7 protein-coding genes are annotated in these 15,908 nt (G+C 67.6%); 5 read left to right on the plus strand and 2 right to left on the minus strand.

Translation table 11 applies throughout. From position 1 onward, the window contains the following. Positions 1-263: 263 nt before the first annotated feature. From clpX to AC1HIY_RS04420, 3 genes are all read left to right on the plus strand, one after another. Entirely contained in the window at positions 264-1,541 is a 1,278-nt protein-coding gene (gene clpX, locus AC1HIY_RS04410) for an ATP-dependent Clp protease ATP-binding subunit ClpX (protein WP_479575495.1), read from the plus strand. Between the two features lie 200 nt (positions 1,542-1,741). Next, the gene (locus tag AC1HIY_RS04415; protein ID WP_479575496.1) at positions 1,742-2,746 is read left to right on the plus strand and encodes a YihY/virulence factor BrkB family protein; all 1,005 of its coding nucleotides are present in this window, start codon (positions 1,742-1,744) and stop codon (positions 2,744-2,746) included. After that, positions 2,743-4,917: a BamA/OMP85 family outer membrane protein gene (locus tag AC1HIY_RS04420; RefSeq protein WP_479575497.1), complete on the plus strand. Its 2,175-nt coding sequence runs from the start codon at positions 2,743-2,745 to the stop codon at positions 4,915-4,917. The genes AC1HIY_RS04415 and AC1HIY_RS04420 overlap by 4 nt, the downstream gene beginning before the upstream one ends. A gap of 51 nt (positions 4,918-4,968) precedes the next feature. Here AC1HIY_RS04420 and AC1HIY_RS04425 read toward each other — a convergent pair whose 3' ends face one another. Both AC1HIY_RS04425 and AC1HIY_RS04430 read right to left on the minus strand, forming a co-directional pair. After that, positions 4,969-8,337 carry a hypothetical protein gene (locus AC1HIY_RS04425; RefSeq protein WP_479575498.1) on the minus strand — a complete coding sequence of 1,123 codons (3,369 nt, stop codon included), beginning with the start codon at positions 8,335-8,337 and terminating at the stop codon, positions 4,969-4,971. Further along, positions 8,334-9,539: a mechanosensitive ion channel family protein gene (locus AC1HIY_RS04430; RefSeq protein ID WP_479575499.1), complete on the minus strand. Its 1,206-nt coding sequence runs from the start codon at positions 9,537-9,539 to the stop codon at positions 8,334-8,336. The genes AC1HIY_RS04425 and AC1HIY_RS04430 overlap by 4 nt, the downstream gene beginning before the upstream one ends. Before the next feature lie 202 nt (positions 9,540-9,741). Between AC1HIY_RS04430 and AC1HIY_RS04435 the strand changes: the two genes are divergently transcribed. Both AC1HIY_RS04435 and AC1HIY_RS04440 read left to right on the plus strand, forming a co-directional pair. After that, positions 9,742-14,943 carry a translocation/assembly module TamB domain-containing protein gene (locus AC1HIY_RS04435; RefSeq protein ID WP_479575500.1) on the plus strand — a complete coding sequence of 1,734 codons (5,202 nt, stop codon included), beginning with the start codon at positions 9,742-9,744 and terminating at the stop codon, positions 14,941-14,943. Between the two features lie 153 nt (positions 14,944-15,096). After that, positions 15,097-15,882, plus strand: coding sequence for an MlaE family ABC transporter permease (locus tag AC1HIY_RS04440; RefSeq protein ID WP_479575501.1), 786 nt, complete (start codon positions 15,097-15,099; stop codon positions 15,880-15,882). Positions 15,883-15,908: the final 26 nt, after the last annotated feature.

Raw genomic sequence — 15,908 nt, forward strand, 5'->3', positions numbered from 1 at the left:
GTCGGGTTTCCGGGAGAAAGGGAACCCGGCGCAGGGATCGGAGGCTGGCAAGGCGCGGCGGCGCGCGGGGTAGGCCCCGAAGGATCAGTAGTTTGCTCGAAGTATCGGGGAGAGCGGGCGGCTGCGCCGGGATTTCACATGGGTCAATCGCTCCTTCGGGTTTAAGTGGTTGCGGAAAACGAGCGATATATGTACCATGACCCCGCGCGAGGTGCATGAGGGTTGGGGCATTATCAGATTCCACTCAGGGCGATCAAGAGCATATGAGCAATCGACGCGGGGACGACGTGATTCGCTGTTCCTTTTGCGGGCGGACGGCCCATGAGGTGACCTCGATGGTGGCGGGTCCCGACGTGTACATCTGCGACCGGTGTATCAACGACGCGGCGGGCATCGTGCGGAGCGACCTGGCCGCCTACCATGGCGGCCCGAGTCCGGCGAACGCGCGCCGCGCCACGCCCCACCATCCCCGGCTGACGCCCTTCGAGATCAAACAGGCGCTCGACGAATACGTAATCGGTCAGGAACGCGCGAAAAAGGCCCTTTCGGTCGCTGTCTACAACCATTATAAACGCATCGACGCGCAGGACTACCTCCACGATTTCGACGACGTGGAGCTCGAAAAGTCGAACATCCTGCTCATTGGTCCGACGGGCACGGGCAAGACGCTTCTCGCCCGCACGCTCGCGCGCATCCTCGACGTGCCGTTCTCCATCTCCGACGCCACCGCGCTGACCGAAGCCGGATACGTGGGGGAAGACGTCGAGAGCATCCTCGCGCACCTGCTGCACGCCGCCGACTTCAACGTGGAGCGGGCCGAGCGAGGCATCATCTACATCGACGAGATCGACAAGGTGGCGCGCAAGAGCGACAACGCCTCCATCACGCGCGACGTCTCGGGAGAAGGGGTGCAACAGGCGCTGCTCAAGATCCTCGAAGGCACCATCGCCGGCGTGCCGCCCAAGGGCGGGCGCAAGCACCCCGAGCAAAGCCTCATCAACATCGACACGACCAACATCCTGTTCATCTGCGGCGGCGCCTTCGACGGCCTCGGCGATATCATCTCGCACCGGCTCTCGGCCGGCTCCATCGGCTTCATGGCCGACGACGCGAAGCGGATCAATAAGAACGATCCGGCCATCTTCCAGCACGTGGAGCCGGACGACCTGCTCCGCTTCGGCCTGATCCCCGAACTCATCGGCCGGATGCCCGTCATCGCCGCGCTCAACGAACTCTCGGATGAGGCCCTGAAAAACATCCTCACGCAGCCGAAAAACGCCCTTCTGAAGCAATACCAGAAGCTCTTCGCGATGGACGGCATCGACCTGTACGTCGACGAAGACGCGCTCGACGTGATCGTCGAACGGGCGCGGGCGCTCGGCACCGGCGCGCGCGGTCTCCGCGCCGTGATGGAGGATACGATGCTCGACATCATGTTCGACATCCATTCCCATCCCGACATCGCCGCCTGCCGGATCACCCGGGCCACGGTCCTCTTCGGCGACCAGCCGATCTACGAAAAGCGCAAGGCCAGCGCATGATCCGCCGCTGAGCGCGCACCGGTCCCTCCGGCTCGAAACGAGTCAATTTTTCGCAACGCCTTTTTTTTCGGGAAAAGGCGTTTTTTTATGTTGGGAGGAGCATAGAGAACGGAACTCGCCCGGCAGCGGAGGGGAGAGGGATCCGGGGAGGTGTGGATGCGCGTAGTACTTTTCCGCCGAGCATCGTATCGTGTGCGCCTATGGCCGGTTTCTCAGAGCGTTGGTCCCGTGCAAAGGATACCCTGAAGTATTATCTGGGGGGGCTGTTTCAGCTCTTGCATCAGAAAGACATTTTCCTGTGGGCGCAGGCCATCGCATTCAAGGTGCTGGTCACCACCGTCCCCATGGTGATCCTGATCACCGGACTCCTCGGGCAGATCCTCCGGGGGGAAGCCGCCTTTGCCGCCGTCTCTCGCTTCATCCGGGACTTCCTGCCGCCCACGCAAAGCCAGCAAGTCATCGCTTTTCTGGAACAGTATCAGAACGCCAGCGGCACGCTGACCTTCATTGGAGCCGTGACCCTCTTCTTCTCCGCGATGACCCTCTTTTCGACGCTGCGCGCCGTGCTCGCCAACGTCTTCAAAGAAGAATGGCACGACCAGCGCTCGATCCTGCGCGGGTATCTTTTCGACATGCGCATGGTGGTGCAGGTCGGGTTGTTCTTCTTCCTCTCGATGGCCCTGTCGTTCGCCCTTCAGGCGTTGAATGCGTCGGGGATCGAGTTTCTCCAGAGGATCGGACTCGACTACGTCTGGTTGCGCACGGGATGGCGGCACGTGTTCCAGTGGACGGGTCTGGTGCTGCCGTTTCTGCTCAGCACGGCGATGTTCTTTCAACTGCTCTATTTCAACCCGAAGCCGCGACCGCCGCGCCGGAGCGCGTTTCTCGGCGCGCTCGTGACGGCGGTGCTGTGGGAGGTGGCCAAGGTGGCCTTCGCCGTGTACGTCGCCAAGGTCGGTCGTTTCGGAGGCGTGGGGATTGCGGCGGGCACGTTCGGCTTCGTCATCGCGATGGTGTTCTGGGCGTATTATTCGGGGATCGTGCTCATCCTCGGCGCACTCGTGACGTTGCTCCACGAGACGCGGTACCGCGCCCGTCCGATGCAGCGCCCGGAGCCGGAAGAGGCCGAGACGGACGCATACGCGCTCACGCATGTGCCGGAGGCGGCGCAACGGAAGGGCGACGAAAAGACGACGCAACCATGACGGACCCGCGCACATCCCACCGCCGATTCCGCCTCGGCCTCGTGCGGGTGGCGAGCCTCACGGCGGCGTTCCTGTGGGCGCTTGCCGGAACGGCCCTCGGGCAGAAGACGACCGACCTCTTCCTCAGCAACGACTCGACGACCGTCAGCAAAATCTCCTTCAAGTTCTTCGACACCCGGACCTTCGATCCCGACCAGTTGAAAGCGCAGATCGTGACGCGCGCGCCCGGCTTCTGGGACAAGCTCCGACGCGCGCTTCCGTTGCTCTCGTACGACCGGGACAAGTACCGCCTCGACCCCGTCGAACTGCAGAAAGACGTTGTCCGGCTTCGCCTCTTTTACCGGAGGAACGGGTTCCTCGACCCTTTCATCGACTACCCCGCTTCCCAGCTCGACACCACTCGGAACACGATCCACGTCATCTTCAACGTGAAGGAAGGGCCGCCGCTCGTCATCGAGGATGTCCTCTATACCGGTCCCGACGGGCGGTTAGCGATCTACCAGTTTCCCGAGGACCTGAAGCCGCGTTGGCGCAAGCTTCGGGATCAGACGCGTCGGCGGATCGGGCAGCGTTTCACGGAGGCACAACTCGTGATCCTCCGGAACGAGGTGCTGAAATGGCTCCAGGATCGCGGCTATGCGTTCGCCCGCGTCGATGCGGAGGCTCAGACCGACTCGGCGGCGCACAAGGTCGATCTCCACTTCACCGTCGATGCCGGGCCGATGGCGTATTTCGACGAGGTGATCGTGGAGGGCAACCGGTCGGTGAGTGCGCAGGTGGTGCGTCGGGAATTGCCGTTCAAGAAAGGGATGCGCTTCTCCAACAGCCGGCTCGTGCGGGGTCAGCGGGAGCTCTTCGGGTTGAACCTGTTCCGCGTGGCGCTGGTGGAGGTCCCGCCCGCTCCGGAGGCGCAGCCCCGCGACAGCACCGTCACGGTGCGCGTGCGCGTGCGGGAGGCCCGGCCCCGCTACGTGACGGCGGAAACCGGATGGGCGCGCGAGGACGGTCTGCTCCTTCAGGCCGACGGGCAACACCGGAACTTCCTCGGGAGCGCCCGTCAATTCACCCTCTCGGCGCGATGGCGGACGGGATGGCTTTCCCTGCCCCAGACCGATCGCCAGGCCGTCCGGAGCTTCAATGTCTCGACCTCCCTGCGGCAACCGTATCTCTTCACCACGCGTCTCTCGGCCTTCTTCGCGCCGTTCCTCTCGTGGTACGACGACCAGAACCAGCTCGGCGCCCGGTTCTACGAGTTCGGTGTGAACACCACGTTCGTCTACGAACTGCTCTCGTTCCGGACGCTCACGCTCCAGCACACGTTCGCGCGCGCCGTTCCCCTCGGCGGAAGCCCCCTCGCCGACACGCTCAACGTGTACAACCGCAACGTCCTCTTTGCCGGAGCCACCATGGGCCGGGTGAACAATTTCCAGAACCCCCGGCGCGGTTTCCTGATTCGTCCGTCCGTCGAAGGCGCCGGCCTCCTGAACTCGGGGGTGGCGTATTTCAAGGCGGCGCTCGAAGCGGTCGGCTACCTGCCGCTGACCGACCGCGTCAGCATGAGCGCGCGGGTCTCGGTGGGACGGCTTCGGCCCTTCGGAAGCAGCCGCGCGCAAAACGACCAGCAGGTCGAGTTCCGCTTCGATCCGGTGCGGTTCTACGCGGGCGGCAGCGGGGACGTGCGGGGTTGGGCGCTGCAGTTGCTCGGAGAGAAGTACGCGCGTCCCGTCGGGCGGGACTCCACGCGCTTCATCTACGAAGCCGTCGGGGGTGAGGCGCGCATGGTCGGCAGCGTCGAGGTGCGGTGGCCGTTTCCGGGCCTCGGCTCGAGGTGGGGACTGGCTACGTTCCTCGATGCCGGACAGGTCTCGGGGACCTTGCTCCGCGACGAGCAGGGCCGCGTCCTCCGAGACGCGAACGGCAACCCCATCCTGGGAAAAGAGGACCTCTTCGATTTCCGGAAGATCAAGTATGGCCTCGGCGCGGGGGTGCGTTATCGGACGCCCATCGGGCCGGTGCGCTTCGACGTCGCGTTCAAGCTCAACCCCTCCGATGAAGACCTCCAGCGTCCCGAAGAGCGGTTTTTGTACGACATCGGGGCTCGCGCGGACCCGCCGCCCAAACGTTTCCTCAACCGATTCAACCTTCATCTGAGCATCGGCCAGACGTTCTGACGGTGCGCGTGTCGCCGGAGCGAGGCGCATGCGGCTGCCGGGCGCGTCGCCTCAGTACACGATGTGCCGGTTGCGGAGGAACTCGGTGAGGGGATGAAGGAGCAGGGGGTGGAGGCGATAGCGCGCCTCCGGGGGAACACCGCCGGGTGCGTCCGGGGCGCTTCGGAGCGGCTGGATGATGCGCTGGTTGAGGAGCGCTTCGAGGAGCTGCGCGCCTTCCTCCTCTGCGAGCCGGAAGATGCGGTTGTGTTCTTCGAGCGACAGCGTGCCATGGCGCAGGAAGGCGTTCAGGGTGAAGGCGCGCGCCAGATCAAAGGCATTGAAAAAGCTGAAATCGAGGGGTTTGATGGGGTGGATGACGAGCGCGTCGTCGTCGGCCCCGAAGTCGGCGGACCGGAGCCAGTAGAAAAGCGCGAGCCGGATGTTTTGTCCGCTGAGCCTGAAGAGCCGATTGAAGTAATGCTGTCGATAGGTTGCCTGGAGTTCCTCTTCCGTTTTCCCGCGTCGGAGGCGGGGGCGTTGGAGCGTGGGCAGCGCCGGCGGGGCTTCGAAGCGGAGGGGCATCCCGCTGCGCCGGTGACGACTGAGGATGAGCGTTTCGAGCGCGGAGGCGTCGATGGGGGTGAGCGCCTGCACCGAGGTCAGGTCCGCGGCTGCGGGGAGGGTTTGCTGGAGCAGGCGCCAGGCGTATGCATTGATGCCGGCCAGCCAGTAGACGTGCGCGTCCGTGCGGGAGAAGGTGAGGAGCAACCGTTCGATGAGCGCCAGGCCGTTGGGCGTGCGGAGCATCAGCTCTTCGAGATTGTCGAGCAGGCAGGCGCGCGCGGGGTCGGGTCGGGGCGTCTGCGCCAGGGCGGCTTCGAGGGCGTCGAGCGAGGGCGGCGCATCGAGGGCGACGTCGAGGGTGCGGGCGAGGAGGCCGGCCAGCGCGGTCTCGTCCATGAGGCGTTCGTGCAGCGACAGGAAGCGCGCGTCGACGTTCTCGAGGGCCGCGGCGCGTACGGCGTTCAAAAAGCTCGTGCGGCCCGCGCCCGGGAGGGCCGTGAAGATCAAGGCGTTGCTCTGGCGTCCTTCCCGCCAGCGCTCGAAGTGGCGGCGCACCCGGACGAGGTCGCGCGTGCGGTTCTCCAGCAGTGAGGGTTCCGTGAGCGGCTCGAAGGAGAACAGGCGGCGGTAGATGAGGGGGAGGCGTTGCTGCAGGGCCTCGACGCTGTTCAGGGCGTCGAGCGTCTGAAGCGCGGCGTCGGCGTCTTCGTCGGAGACGCCGACCGCCGACTGGCCCTGACGGATGAGTTCTTGCGCCCGTCGCCGACCGAGGCGGAAGAGACGCCGGAGCCGATCCCCGACCCGTTCGAGCCCGGCGTCGAGCATGCGGCGGAGCGACGCCGTACGGCGCTTGAGTTGCGCCCGGATGCCCATCCATTGCTCGGCCATCGCGCCCCGCGCGCGCACCTGACGGTGCAGCGCCGCCCAGTCTTCGGAAAAGACGCGGACGACGTTGCTTTCGAAGGTCTCCCACGGTTCCCGGAGCGAGCGGGCCAGCCCGGTGAGCAATTGGGCGGCGCGGGTCAGGCCGCCGGTGGTCAGCTCACAGGCGGCGGCCTCCGGATCGTGCGGTCTCTCCTGCTCGCCGGACGTCTCGGCCCGGTCCGTGTGCGGCTCCGCCAGCTCTTCGAGGGCAGCGTTGAGGTTGTATTGCACGATGTGGAGCGCCTGTTCCGTCTCGGCCCACACGTGGACGACCTTCCGGCGGAAAGGGTCGGCCGCCGGCCGGAGACGCTCCGGAAGAGGAACGGTGAGCGTGTTCAACGCGAGGTCGCGAAGTTTCAGGTCGAAAGCGCGTCTCTCCGGGTCGATGCGGGTCTGTCCGTCGGGCTGAGGCGGGTGGATCGTCAGCGTGGCGGGGAGCGCCGAGAGGAGCCGGAGGATCTCCGCCCAGGTCTCCTGCCCGGGCCGGGCCAGCGCCTGATCGGAGGAGACGAGGCCGGGGAGGTTGCGCAGGGCCTCGTCGAGGCGGGCGGTGATGATGGCGTGGAGGTCGCCGAGCCTCTCGGCGAGGCGGTCGGGCTCGCCGGACGCGGCGGTGCAGGCCTCGTCGGCCCGTGCGCGCGTCTCATGGAGGTGTTCGAGCATCCGGCCGAACGTGCCGAAGACGGGTGCGAGCGTCGCGGCGGCGGTCTCCCGGAGGAACGTCGTTTCGAGGTCGAGCAACTCGGTGCGGAGGGTCAGCATGCGGCGGTCGAGCCGCAGCCGGTTGCGGGCCTGCGCATGCCAGGCGGCCCACACGCGTTGCCGTGCCTGCACCCGGGCGGCGGGCAGACGCTCGGGCGGAGGGAGCGCGCGCCGATCCAGGTCGAAAAGGGGCGGACCGGCATAGCGGATGTCGAGCGCGAGCAGTTGCGCGGCATAGCGGATCCGCTCCTCGTCGAAAGGCGCTTCGAGGGGCGGGAGGTCGGCCACGGCGTCGAGGGCGTCCTGAAGGGCGCCGGCGCCGTCGGCCAGGGGCGTATGCGCAGAAGCGTCGTCCGAAGCAGGCGTCTCCGCCGCATCTTCGGCCGCATCTTCCGGCCTTGCGAACGCGGGCCACCGGAGCGCCACCGGATGACGCAGGCGCGGGCGGTCGAGGACGAGCTCGGCGTCGAAGAGCGCGTCTTTCCATGCCGTGAAGGCGTCCTCGAGCCGCGCCACGGCCTGCGCCGCCGCCTGCTGTGCGGCCTCGTGCGCGGGGACGTATCGCAGCGGCAGTCGATAGCGCAGGTGATACGCGAAGAGCATGCGCAGGGGCAGGCTGTGACCGTGCGGGGGGAGCGGGCGGAGGGGCCGCCGGAAGAGTCGCCGGATGGTGTTGGCCACACGAAGACGCGTGTGGGAGAGACGGCGACGGAGGCGAAAAGAGGCTTTTTTGATGCGTGTCGCCGCCGTGTCGCCCGGTGCGGGCGCGAAGAGGTCGGGCGGCTCGGGCAGGGTGATCCACTCGGGCGCTTCGCCGGAGCGCGCGGCCAGCGCTTCGAGCATCTCCTGAAACGTCTCGCCGAGGGTCCGGCCGGGGGCGAGCGTGGTCAGCCGCTCGTATACCGGCGTGAGCACACGCTCCGTGACGGCCTGCCGGTACGTCTCCAGCCGCGCCCACGCTTCTTCCACATTGGCGGCGGGCTCCGTCTCGAAGGCCGCCGCTTCGACGAGCCGCCGGTGCTCTTCGGCCGCCGCACGCGCGGCTTTGCGCAGGGGCGTCAGCAATTCGCCCTCCACCCGGTCGAGCCACTGTCGCCGCAGTTCGGCCTCGGCCGCGTCGAGGCGCTCCACCAGCCGCGCGGTCGTCTCGGCGGCTTCGAGCCAGGGCCGGGGCGTCGGCGTGCGGGGCATCGTGGAGGGAGACGTCGCGACCGGCTCCGCCACGGGAGGTGTCGGGGTCGCGGTCATGTCGCTCCCTCCTCCGTGCGCGGCGCTTCGTCGGACGGACGGTCGGGAGGCGGCTCTTCGGCGATTTCGAAGGGCTCGGTGAAGACGTCGCGACCGGCGGGCCGGAGCATCCCCCGGCGGAGAAACTCGGCTTTGGCCGTCTCGGTCACCTCACTCGCGAAAACGGATTCGTACCGCGTGTCGAGGACGTACGCCTTCACCACGAGGTGCGTCAGAAACGTCTCTTTGAACTCGTCCTTGACCAGCACCACCACCGGCTTGTTGAGATAAACGTAGCGCGACATGGCGGCGGCCTGATAGGCGATGGCTTTGGCGGCCTTCACATCGATCCATCCCGGCAGATAGAGGTCCGTCACCACCTGACAGTCGAGCGCGCCCGCGTTGGCGTTGGCCACCTGCCCGTCGACGACCTGCGCGTTCGGCACCGAGACGAGGTTGTCGTCGAGCGTGACGATGCGGGTCGAGCGGAGACCGATGGAGACGACCTCGCCGTACGTGCCGCCCACGCGGATCTTGTCGCCCACCTGGAACGGCTGGTCGAGGATGATGAGCAGCCCGCCGAAGATGTTCTTGAGCACGTCCTGCGCGGCGAACCCAACCGCCACGCCGATCGCCGCCGAGGCGGCCAGCAACTGCCCCTGATTGACCCGGAAGACGCCTGCGATGACGTAATAGATCGCCGCGGTCCACGTGAGCAGGCGGACGATGGGAATGAGCTTTTTGAAGAAGAGCCGCCGCGTGGCGCTTTGCTCAGAGAGCGTTTCGAGAAGCCGCACGATTCCCTTGATGAAGAAGAACGTGAGGACGAGCACGAGCGCGGCCCAGAAGATGCGGAACCCGACGAACTGGAGACCCTGCGCCGTGTCGCGCAGGCGTTCGGTCACGGAGAGGGAGTCGGCGGAGGCGCGGGCCGTGTCCGAGGGGGCGGCGGGGGGGCGCGCCGTGACGAGCGCGCGCAACGCTTCGATCTCACGACGCAAACTGTCGAGCACGGCGTCTTCGGGCGGAGGGGCGAGCCTCGCGCCTCCGGCGGTCGTGTCGGCGGCGGGGGCGACGAGCGTGTCGGGCGCGACGGCGGGTGTGGGGAGCGGCGCTTCGGAGGCCGGCTCGTCCGTGCCGCAGGCCGCGAGGATCAGCGCCGACGCGACGGCGGCGAGGAGAAGCGTGCGTGAGGAAGGAAAGGACGGTGTGCCGGTCCGCATAAGCCGTTTGCTCCGAGGGTGCATCCACGTGGAAGAATAGTACGCACGCCGCGTCAGGATAACAACCGGAGCGGAAGAGGGGGGCAGATGCTATTTTCCACGCCGGGGCGCCTTTCGCCCGAACCCGCACGCCCGTTCGGGGATACAAGCGGGCGCGGGCGGAGTGGCCCGTCTTTCTCCCACCGATCTTTTCCGCGAGTCGATGAACCGCGCACCCACGCCCGAGTCGAGCGAGACCCCGCCCCCGCGCGTCGCCGGGAAGCGGCGGTGGGGGCTGCGCGCGCTTCTCGGGCTTGCGCTCATGCTCGCCGGGGCAGCCCTTGCGCTCCAGACCGAGTGGGGCGCGACGCACGCCGTACGTTTCGCGCTCGACCGTCTCGACCTCTTCGAAGGCGCGCGCCTCGAGGTCGGCCGGGCGGGGGGCAACGGGTTCACCCGTCTGGCGCTCTACGACGTTCGCCTCGTGCGCGAGGACGGGACGACGCTCGCCCACGTCGACACGGTGACGGCGCGATACCGGCTGTGGCCGCTCCTTCGGAAAGAACTCCGGCTCGACAGCGTGGCCGTCGTCCGGCCCGTCGTGACCATGCGCCAGGAGGCAGACGGGTCGTGGGATCTCGTGAATGCGCTCCCGCGCGACACCACGGCGGCGGACTCGGCGGCGAGCGGCTTCCGCATCCGCCTCGACGCGGCGGCGCTCCGTGCGGGGCGCGCCGAGGCCCGTTTCTTCGCCCCGGGCCGCGATTCTCTCTTCCGCCTCGACGACCTCGCGCTCCGGCTCCACGACGTCCGTCTTGCCGAGACGACGGCGTTCACGCTCGACACCCTCACGGCGCGCTTCACTCCGCCGGGGAGCCGCCGCGAGGCGCGCGTGCATCTCGGCGCGGAGGCCGGGGACGGTCGCCTCACGATTGCGGGCTTCGAGTTGCGTTCCGACGTCAGCCGCCTCGCGGCGCATGGCGCGTTGCCGTGGTCCGGAGCGTCGCTCCCCTCGGATTCGGTCGCCTTCGTCCTCACGGCCCATCCGCTCGCCTTCGGCGATCTCGCCCCGTTCGTCCCGGCGCTCGATCCGGGCGGCTCCGTCGAGGCCGAGGTGCGGGTGACCGGGACGAGGCGCCTGACCGACCTCGACCTCGACGCGCGCTTCTCGGACGGGGGGCGCGTCACCGTGCGCGGAGCGCTCACGCCGGACCTCGCCGAGGCGCCCGTCGTGCGGCTCGAAGCCACGGCGCGCCGCCTCGACCTCCGGAGCTTCGCCCGCGGAGACCCGGCCGGGCTCGTCAACGCCGACGTCTCGCTCGACCTCGCGGGTCCCGCACGCGACCGCCTCGGCGGCACGGTGCGCGCCGTGCTCTTCGACACCCGGCTTGCCGGAGCACTCCTCGCCCGCACCGCCCTCACCGCCGCCTTCGACGATGGGCGCGCCGCGCTCGAGGTCGCGAGCGGCGTGCGGGGGGCCGCCCTCACCGCCCGTGGCGTCGTTCGCCCCTTCGACGAGACGCCCGCCTACGACCTCACGGCCAATGTGCGCGGCCTCGACCTCGGGCGTTTCCTCGACGATCCCACGCAGACGAGCGACCTCGCCGCGACGCTCCACCTCGCCGGTTCCGGCTTCGATCCGGAGACGGCGGATCTGACGGCGCGCCTCACCATGTCCCCCTCGCCGATCAACGCCGCCCGTCTCGAATCGGGGCGCGTCGATGCGCGGCTTACGGGCGGAAAGCTCACGTTCGACGGACAGCTCCTCTTCCCCGGCGCGCGTCTCTCCGCCGCCGGAAGCGCCGCGCTTGCCGACGAACGCACGTACACGATCCGAGACGGGCGCATCGAGAACCTGCCCTACCTGGCGCTCCTCGGCGACACCACGCGCAGCGCGCTCTCGGGGACGTTCACCCTCACGGGCCGGGGCACGGATCCCGAATCGCTCACCCTCTCGGCGACGGCGCGGCTCTACGACAGCTTCTATGACGGATACGTCCTCGATGCGGCGGATCTCCGCGCCGCGCTCGAAGCCGGCGCGCTCACCTTCGGCGTCGACGCGCGCCTCGGCGGCGGCGATGTGCGGCTCGCCGGGCGGATGCGCCCGTTCGACGCGGCGCCCGCATTCACACTCACCGAAGGCGTTTTTCGCGGCCTCGACCTCGCCGCCGCCACGCCGTTCGAGGGGCTTGCCACCGACCTCAACGGCAGCCTCAAGCTCTCCGCGCGCGGCTCCGACCCCGCTGCCCTCGCCTTCTATGCCCGCCTCGATCTCGCGGCCTCCCGTGTGAACGAGCAGCCCCTGACCCACGGCTTCGTCACGATGAACGGGTCGGGCGGCGTGCTCGACTACCGGCTCGGCCTCTCGATGCCCGAAGGAGAGGTTCGTCTCGACGGCAGGCTGGACACTCGGCGTGAAAACCTCGGCTACTCGATAAAAAACGGAAGCTTCGCCGGTCTCGACGCGGGTGCGTGGCTCGGGCGTTCCGGCCTTCGGACGGCGCTCAACGGGGCGCTCGTCCTCGACGGAAACGGCACGGACCCGGCGACGATGGACCTGGCGGCCCGCCTCACGTTCGCCGCCGACCGGCCTTCGCGTCTCAACGACGGGGTCGTCACGGGCGGCGGCTTCGAGGCGGTGTTCGCTGCCGGGAGGGCGCATCTCGAAGCGGACCTGGCATTCGAGGAAGGGCGGGCTACGCTCGACACCGAGGGGCGCTTCTTCGATCACCGCCCCGCCTATACCCTGCGCGGCGTCGTCGACCGTGTGGATCTCGCCGCGCTCGCCGGCCTCGACTCGATCCGCGCCGCGCTTTCGTTCGACTTCGAGGTGACGGGCCAGGGAATCGACCCCGACGATATGCGTCTCGACGGGCGTTTCCACGCCGACGGCGCCCGGTACGACAGCCTCACGCTCGACCGCGCCGACGCCGTTTTTCATCTCGAAGACGGGCTTCTCCGCGTCGATTCGCTCGCCGTCCGCTCGAACGTGGGCCGGCTTTCCGGGAGGGGGCCGGTGGCGCTTTTCGACACGCGCGGCGTGCACGCCTCCGATTTCAACTTCGAGGCCGATCTGTTCGCCCTCGCGCCCGTGGCCGCCTTCTACGACGCCGACGGCCTGCGTCTCGGCGACGGGCAGCTGACGGGCGCTCTGAAGGGGCGTCCCGGCGCGCTCCGCTTCGACCTCGACGTGAACCTGAACAGCCTCGTGATGGGCGATCTGCGGGTGGCCCGCGTCCGGACGCGTCTCCTCGGCGCTTTCGCGAAAGACCGCACCGTGGCCGAAGCCGAGGCGCGGGTGGACCTTCGCTTCCTCTCCTTTCCGAACTTCACCGTCGAGCGCACGGACCTCCTCGCCGAATACCGCCCCGACTCGCTCGGCTTCGAACTCGACACCCGCCTCGACCGCCGCCGGGACGGCTATCTCGGCGGATGGGTCGCTCTCGCCCCTGAAGGCGAACGCCTTACGCTCGACTCGCTTCGCCTCCGTCTCGATGCCGACCGGTGGCATTTGCTTCAGCCCGCCCACGTCGAGCGGCGGGGCAGGCGGTACGAGGTCCGCAACCTGCTCCTTTTCAGCGAGAGTGGAGCCGCCGGGGATGGAGGAGGCGTCGACCAGCAGATCGCGCTCGACGGCGAGATCGACCTCGACGGCGAGCAGAGCCTCATCCTTACCATCGAGCAGTTCCGCCTCGACGCCGTGGCGGATCTCCTCGGCTACGACGGCCTCGGCGGCATGCTCGACGGGTGGCTCACGCTTGCCGGCGCGCCCGAGGCGCCCGTCGCCGAAGGCTCGCTCGAGTTCGACCTCTCGCTCTCCGGCCAGGCCGTCGGAGACATGGCGATGACCCTGGCGTACGAAGACCTCGCGCTCTCCGTCGACGCGCTCCTGACCGACGACCGGGGCAGTGAACTGCGGTTCGGCGGGACGCTCCCGCTCGACCTTCGCCTGACCGCGCGGGCGGATGAGACGGCGGGCTTCCGGGTCGATGCCGAGCGGGCCGCGCCCGAAAGCGCCGTCGATTTCAAGATCCGGACCGAAGACTTCTCTCTCGGATGGCTGATGCCCTTCATGGATCGCACGCTCGTCGACCGGCTCGAGGGTCGGCTCACCGCCGACGTGGACGTGCGCGGCACGGTCGATGCGCCTCTGCTCAGCGGAACGGCCATGCTCGACGAGGGGCGCATCGGGCTGCCGCAACTGGGACGACCCCGGCACAGCCTCGTCTTCTCGGGCGTCACCGTCGAGACCGAACTCGAAGACAACCGGGTGCTCGTCAACCACTTCCAGGTGCGCTCCGGCGGCGGGACGCTGATCGGCATGGGCACGGTGCGCCTCTCCGAACTGACGCTCGGCGCGTTCGACCTCACGATGAGCGCCGAAGACTTCCTCGCCATCGACTCCCGTGTGTACCGCGCCGTGACGGCCGCCGACCTGACGCTGCAAGGCACCACGCGGAGCCCCATCCTCAGCGGCGACGTCTCACTCATCAGCGCGGACGTCTTCCTCACCGAGGAACTGACGAGCGACGAGTTCGAGGCGGTCAAGCTCTCCGAGAACGATCAACAGATCCTCGAACAGCGCTTCGGCCTGCGCCTCTCCGAAGCCGACACCACAACCTTCGATTTCTACGAAGCGCTCACGATCACCGACCTGACCGTGCGCCTCGAACGCGACTCCTGGCTGCGCTCGAAAAAAAATCCCACGATGGACATCCAGTTTACCGGCGACCTCGACGTGCAGAAGCAGCCGTATGCGGACCCGCTCGTCTTCGGCGCCATCGAAGTGATTCCGGACCGGAGCCGGATCATCCAGTTCGGCAAACGTTTCCAGATCGAACGCGGCACGCTCACGTTCAACGGCCCGCCCACCGATCCTTTCATGGACATCAAGGCGGTGTACGTGGTGAAGGCGCGTCAGTCCACCGGCGACGAGGTGACGATCTCGCTCACGTTGAAGGGACCACCCGAAGCGCTCGACCTCTCCCTCGGCTCCGATCCCCAGATGGAGTTTGCCGACATCGTCTCGTACCTCGCTTTCGGGCGACCGGCGAGTGAAGCGCTTCAGATCGGGAGCGCGGGGGAAGGGAACGGCTCTCTCCTCGATCCGGCGGCCGGGGTGGCCATCGGACAGCTGGCCTCGCTCATCGAAACCCTCGCGGGAGCAAGCCTGGGCCTCGACGTGGTCGAGATCGAGCAAAACGGCCTCGAAGGCGCGACGCTGACGGCGGGTAAATACGTCTCGCCCCGGCTGTACGTCGCCGTCAGCCAGCCGATCACCTTCCGACGAACCGAGGCCGGGGTGGTGGAGGAGAACCCGACCGAGGTGGTGATCGAGTATGAGGTGATCGACCGACTTTTGCTCAGGCTGTTGCGTCGCGGCTCCATCATTCGTATTAACGTGAAGTGGGAATACGCGTTTTAGGGGGCATGACCCCGGTCGGGAACGACGTTGCAGGCAGTTTTCGAAAAGGGGATGGCCCGCCACGAGAGGCCCTCTCGCGCAACCCCTGATGAGCCGTTCCTCGCGGTCTGTCCGGAGCAGGTTGTTTTTTATTCTTAAAAAAATCAGTCGTTTATGGCATTTCGAGGGGTTCTTTCCGATGATCTCGGGCCGTTTCAGCGGGTGATGGAACGCACGGGCGAGCTGGCCCTGTTCACGGTCACGTTCTTCCGGCGTTTCTGGCGTCCGCCGTATGAAGGGCGGGAACTGGTCAACCAGATGGACGAGGTGGGGACGAAGAGCTTCGTCCTCACGGCGGTGACGGGCTTCGCCATCGGCATCGTGCTCTCGATGCAGACGCGGGGCACGCTGGTGCGCTTCGGCGCGGAGGCGATCTTGCCGAGCGCGCTGGCCCTTTCGGTGGTGAAAGAGATCGGGCCGGTGCTCACGTCCCTGGTGTTGGCGGGTCGCCTCGGGGCGGGCATGGGCGCCGAGATCGGTTCGATGCGCGTGACCGAGCAGATCGACGCGCTCGAAGTGGCGGCGCTCAAGCCGTACCATTACCTGGTCATCACCCGTGTGCTCGCGTGCATGCTCATGTTCCCCATCCTCACCATATGGACCGACAGCCTCGCCATGCTCGGCGGCTACCTCGAATCGGTGCTGGCTTCCGGCATGGACTACCGCGTCTTCTTCAACAATGCCATCTCGGCCCTCCGCTTTCACGACATCATCATCGATACGATGAAAACCGGTATCTTCGGCTTCATCGTCGCCATCGTGAGCTGTTATCTGGGCTACACCGTGCGCGGCGGGACGCGCGAGGTCGGGCAGGCGACGATGCAGGCCGTCGTCATCTCGTCGCTGCTCATCCTTCTGGCCGACGTCGTCCTCGTGCGGCTCTCGATCACCTTCTTTTAAGGGGCGCACCGCCCCGGCCGGTCTCC

This window comes from Rhodocaloribacter sp. (assembly GCF_056451265.1).

Bases quoted from the DNA above. Each gene is read 5' to 3' on its own strand.
- clpX (WP_479575495.1), top strand. From the start codon at position 264: ATGAGCAATCGACGCGGGGACGACGTGATTCGCTGTTCCTTTTGCGGG.
- AC1HIY_RS04415 (WP_479575496.1), top strand. From the start codon at position 1,742: ATGGCCGGTTTCTCAGAGCGTTGGTCCCGTGCAAAGGATACCCTGAAG.
- AC1HIY_RS04420 (WP_479575497.1), top strand. From the start codon at position 2,743: ATGACGGACCCGCGCACATCCCACCGCCGATTCCGCCTCGGCCTCGTG.
- AC1HIY_RS04425 (WP_479575498.1), bottom strand. From the start codon at position 8,337: ATGACCGCGACCCCGACACCTCCCGTGGCGGAGCCGGTCGCGACGTCT.
- AC1HIY_RS04430 (WP_479575499.1), bottom strand. From the start codon at position 9,539: ATGCGGACCGGCACACCGTCCTTTCCTTCCTCACGCACGCTTCTCCTC.
- AC1HIY_RS04435 (WP_479575500.1), top strand. From the start codon at position 9,742: ATGAACCGCGCACCCACGCCCGAGTCGAGCGAGACCCCGCCCCCGCGC.
- AC1HIY_RS04440 (WP_479575501.1), top strand. From the start codon at position 15,097: ATGGCATTTCGAGGGGTTCTTTCCGATGATCTCGGGCCGTTTCAGCGG.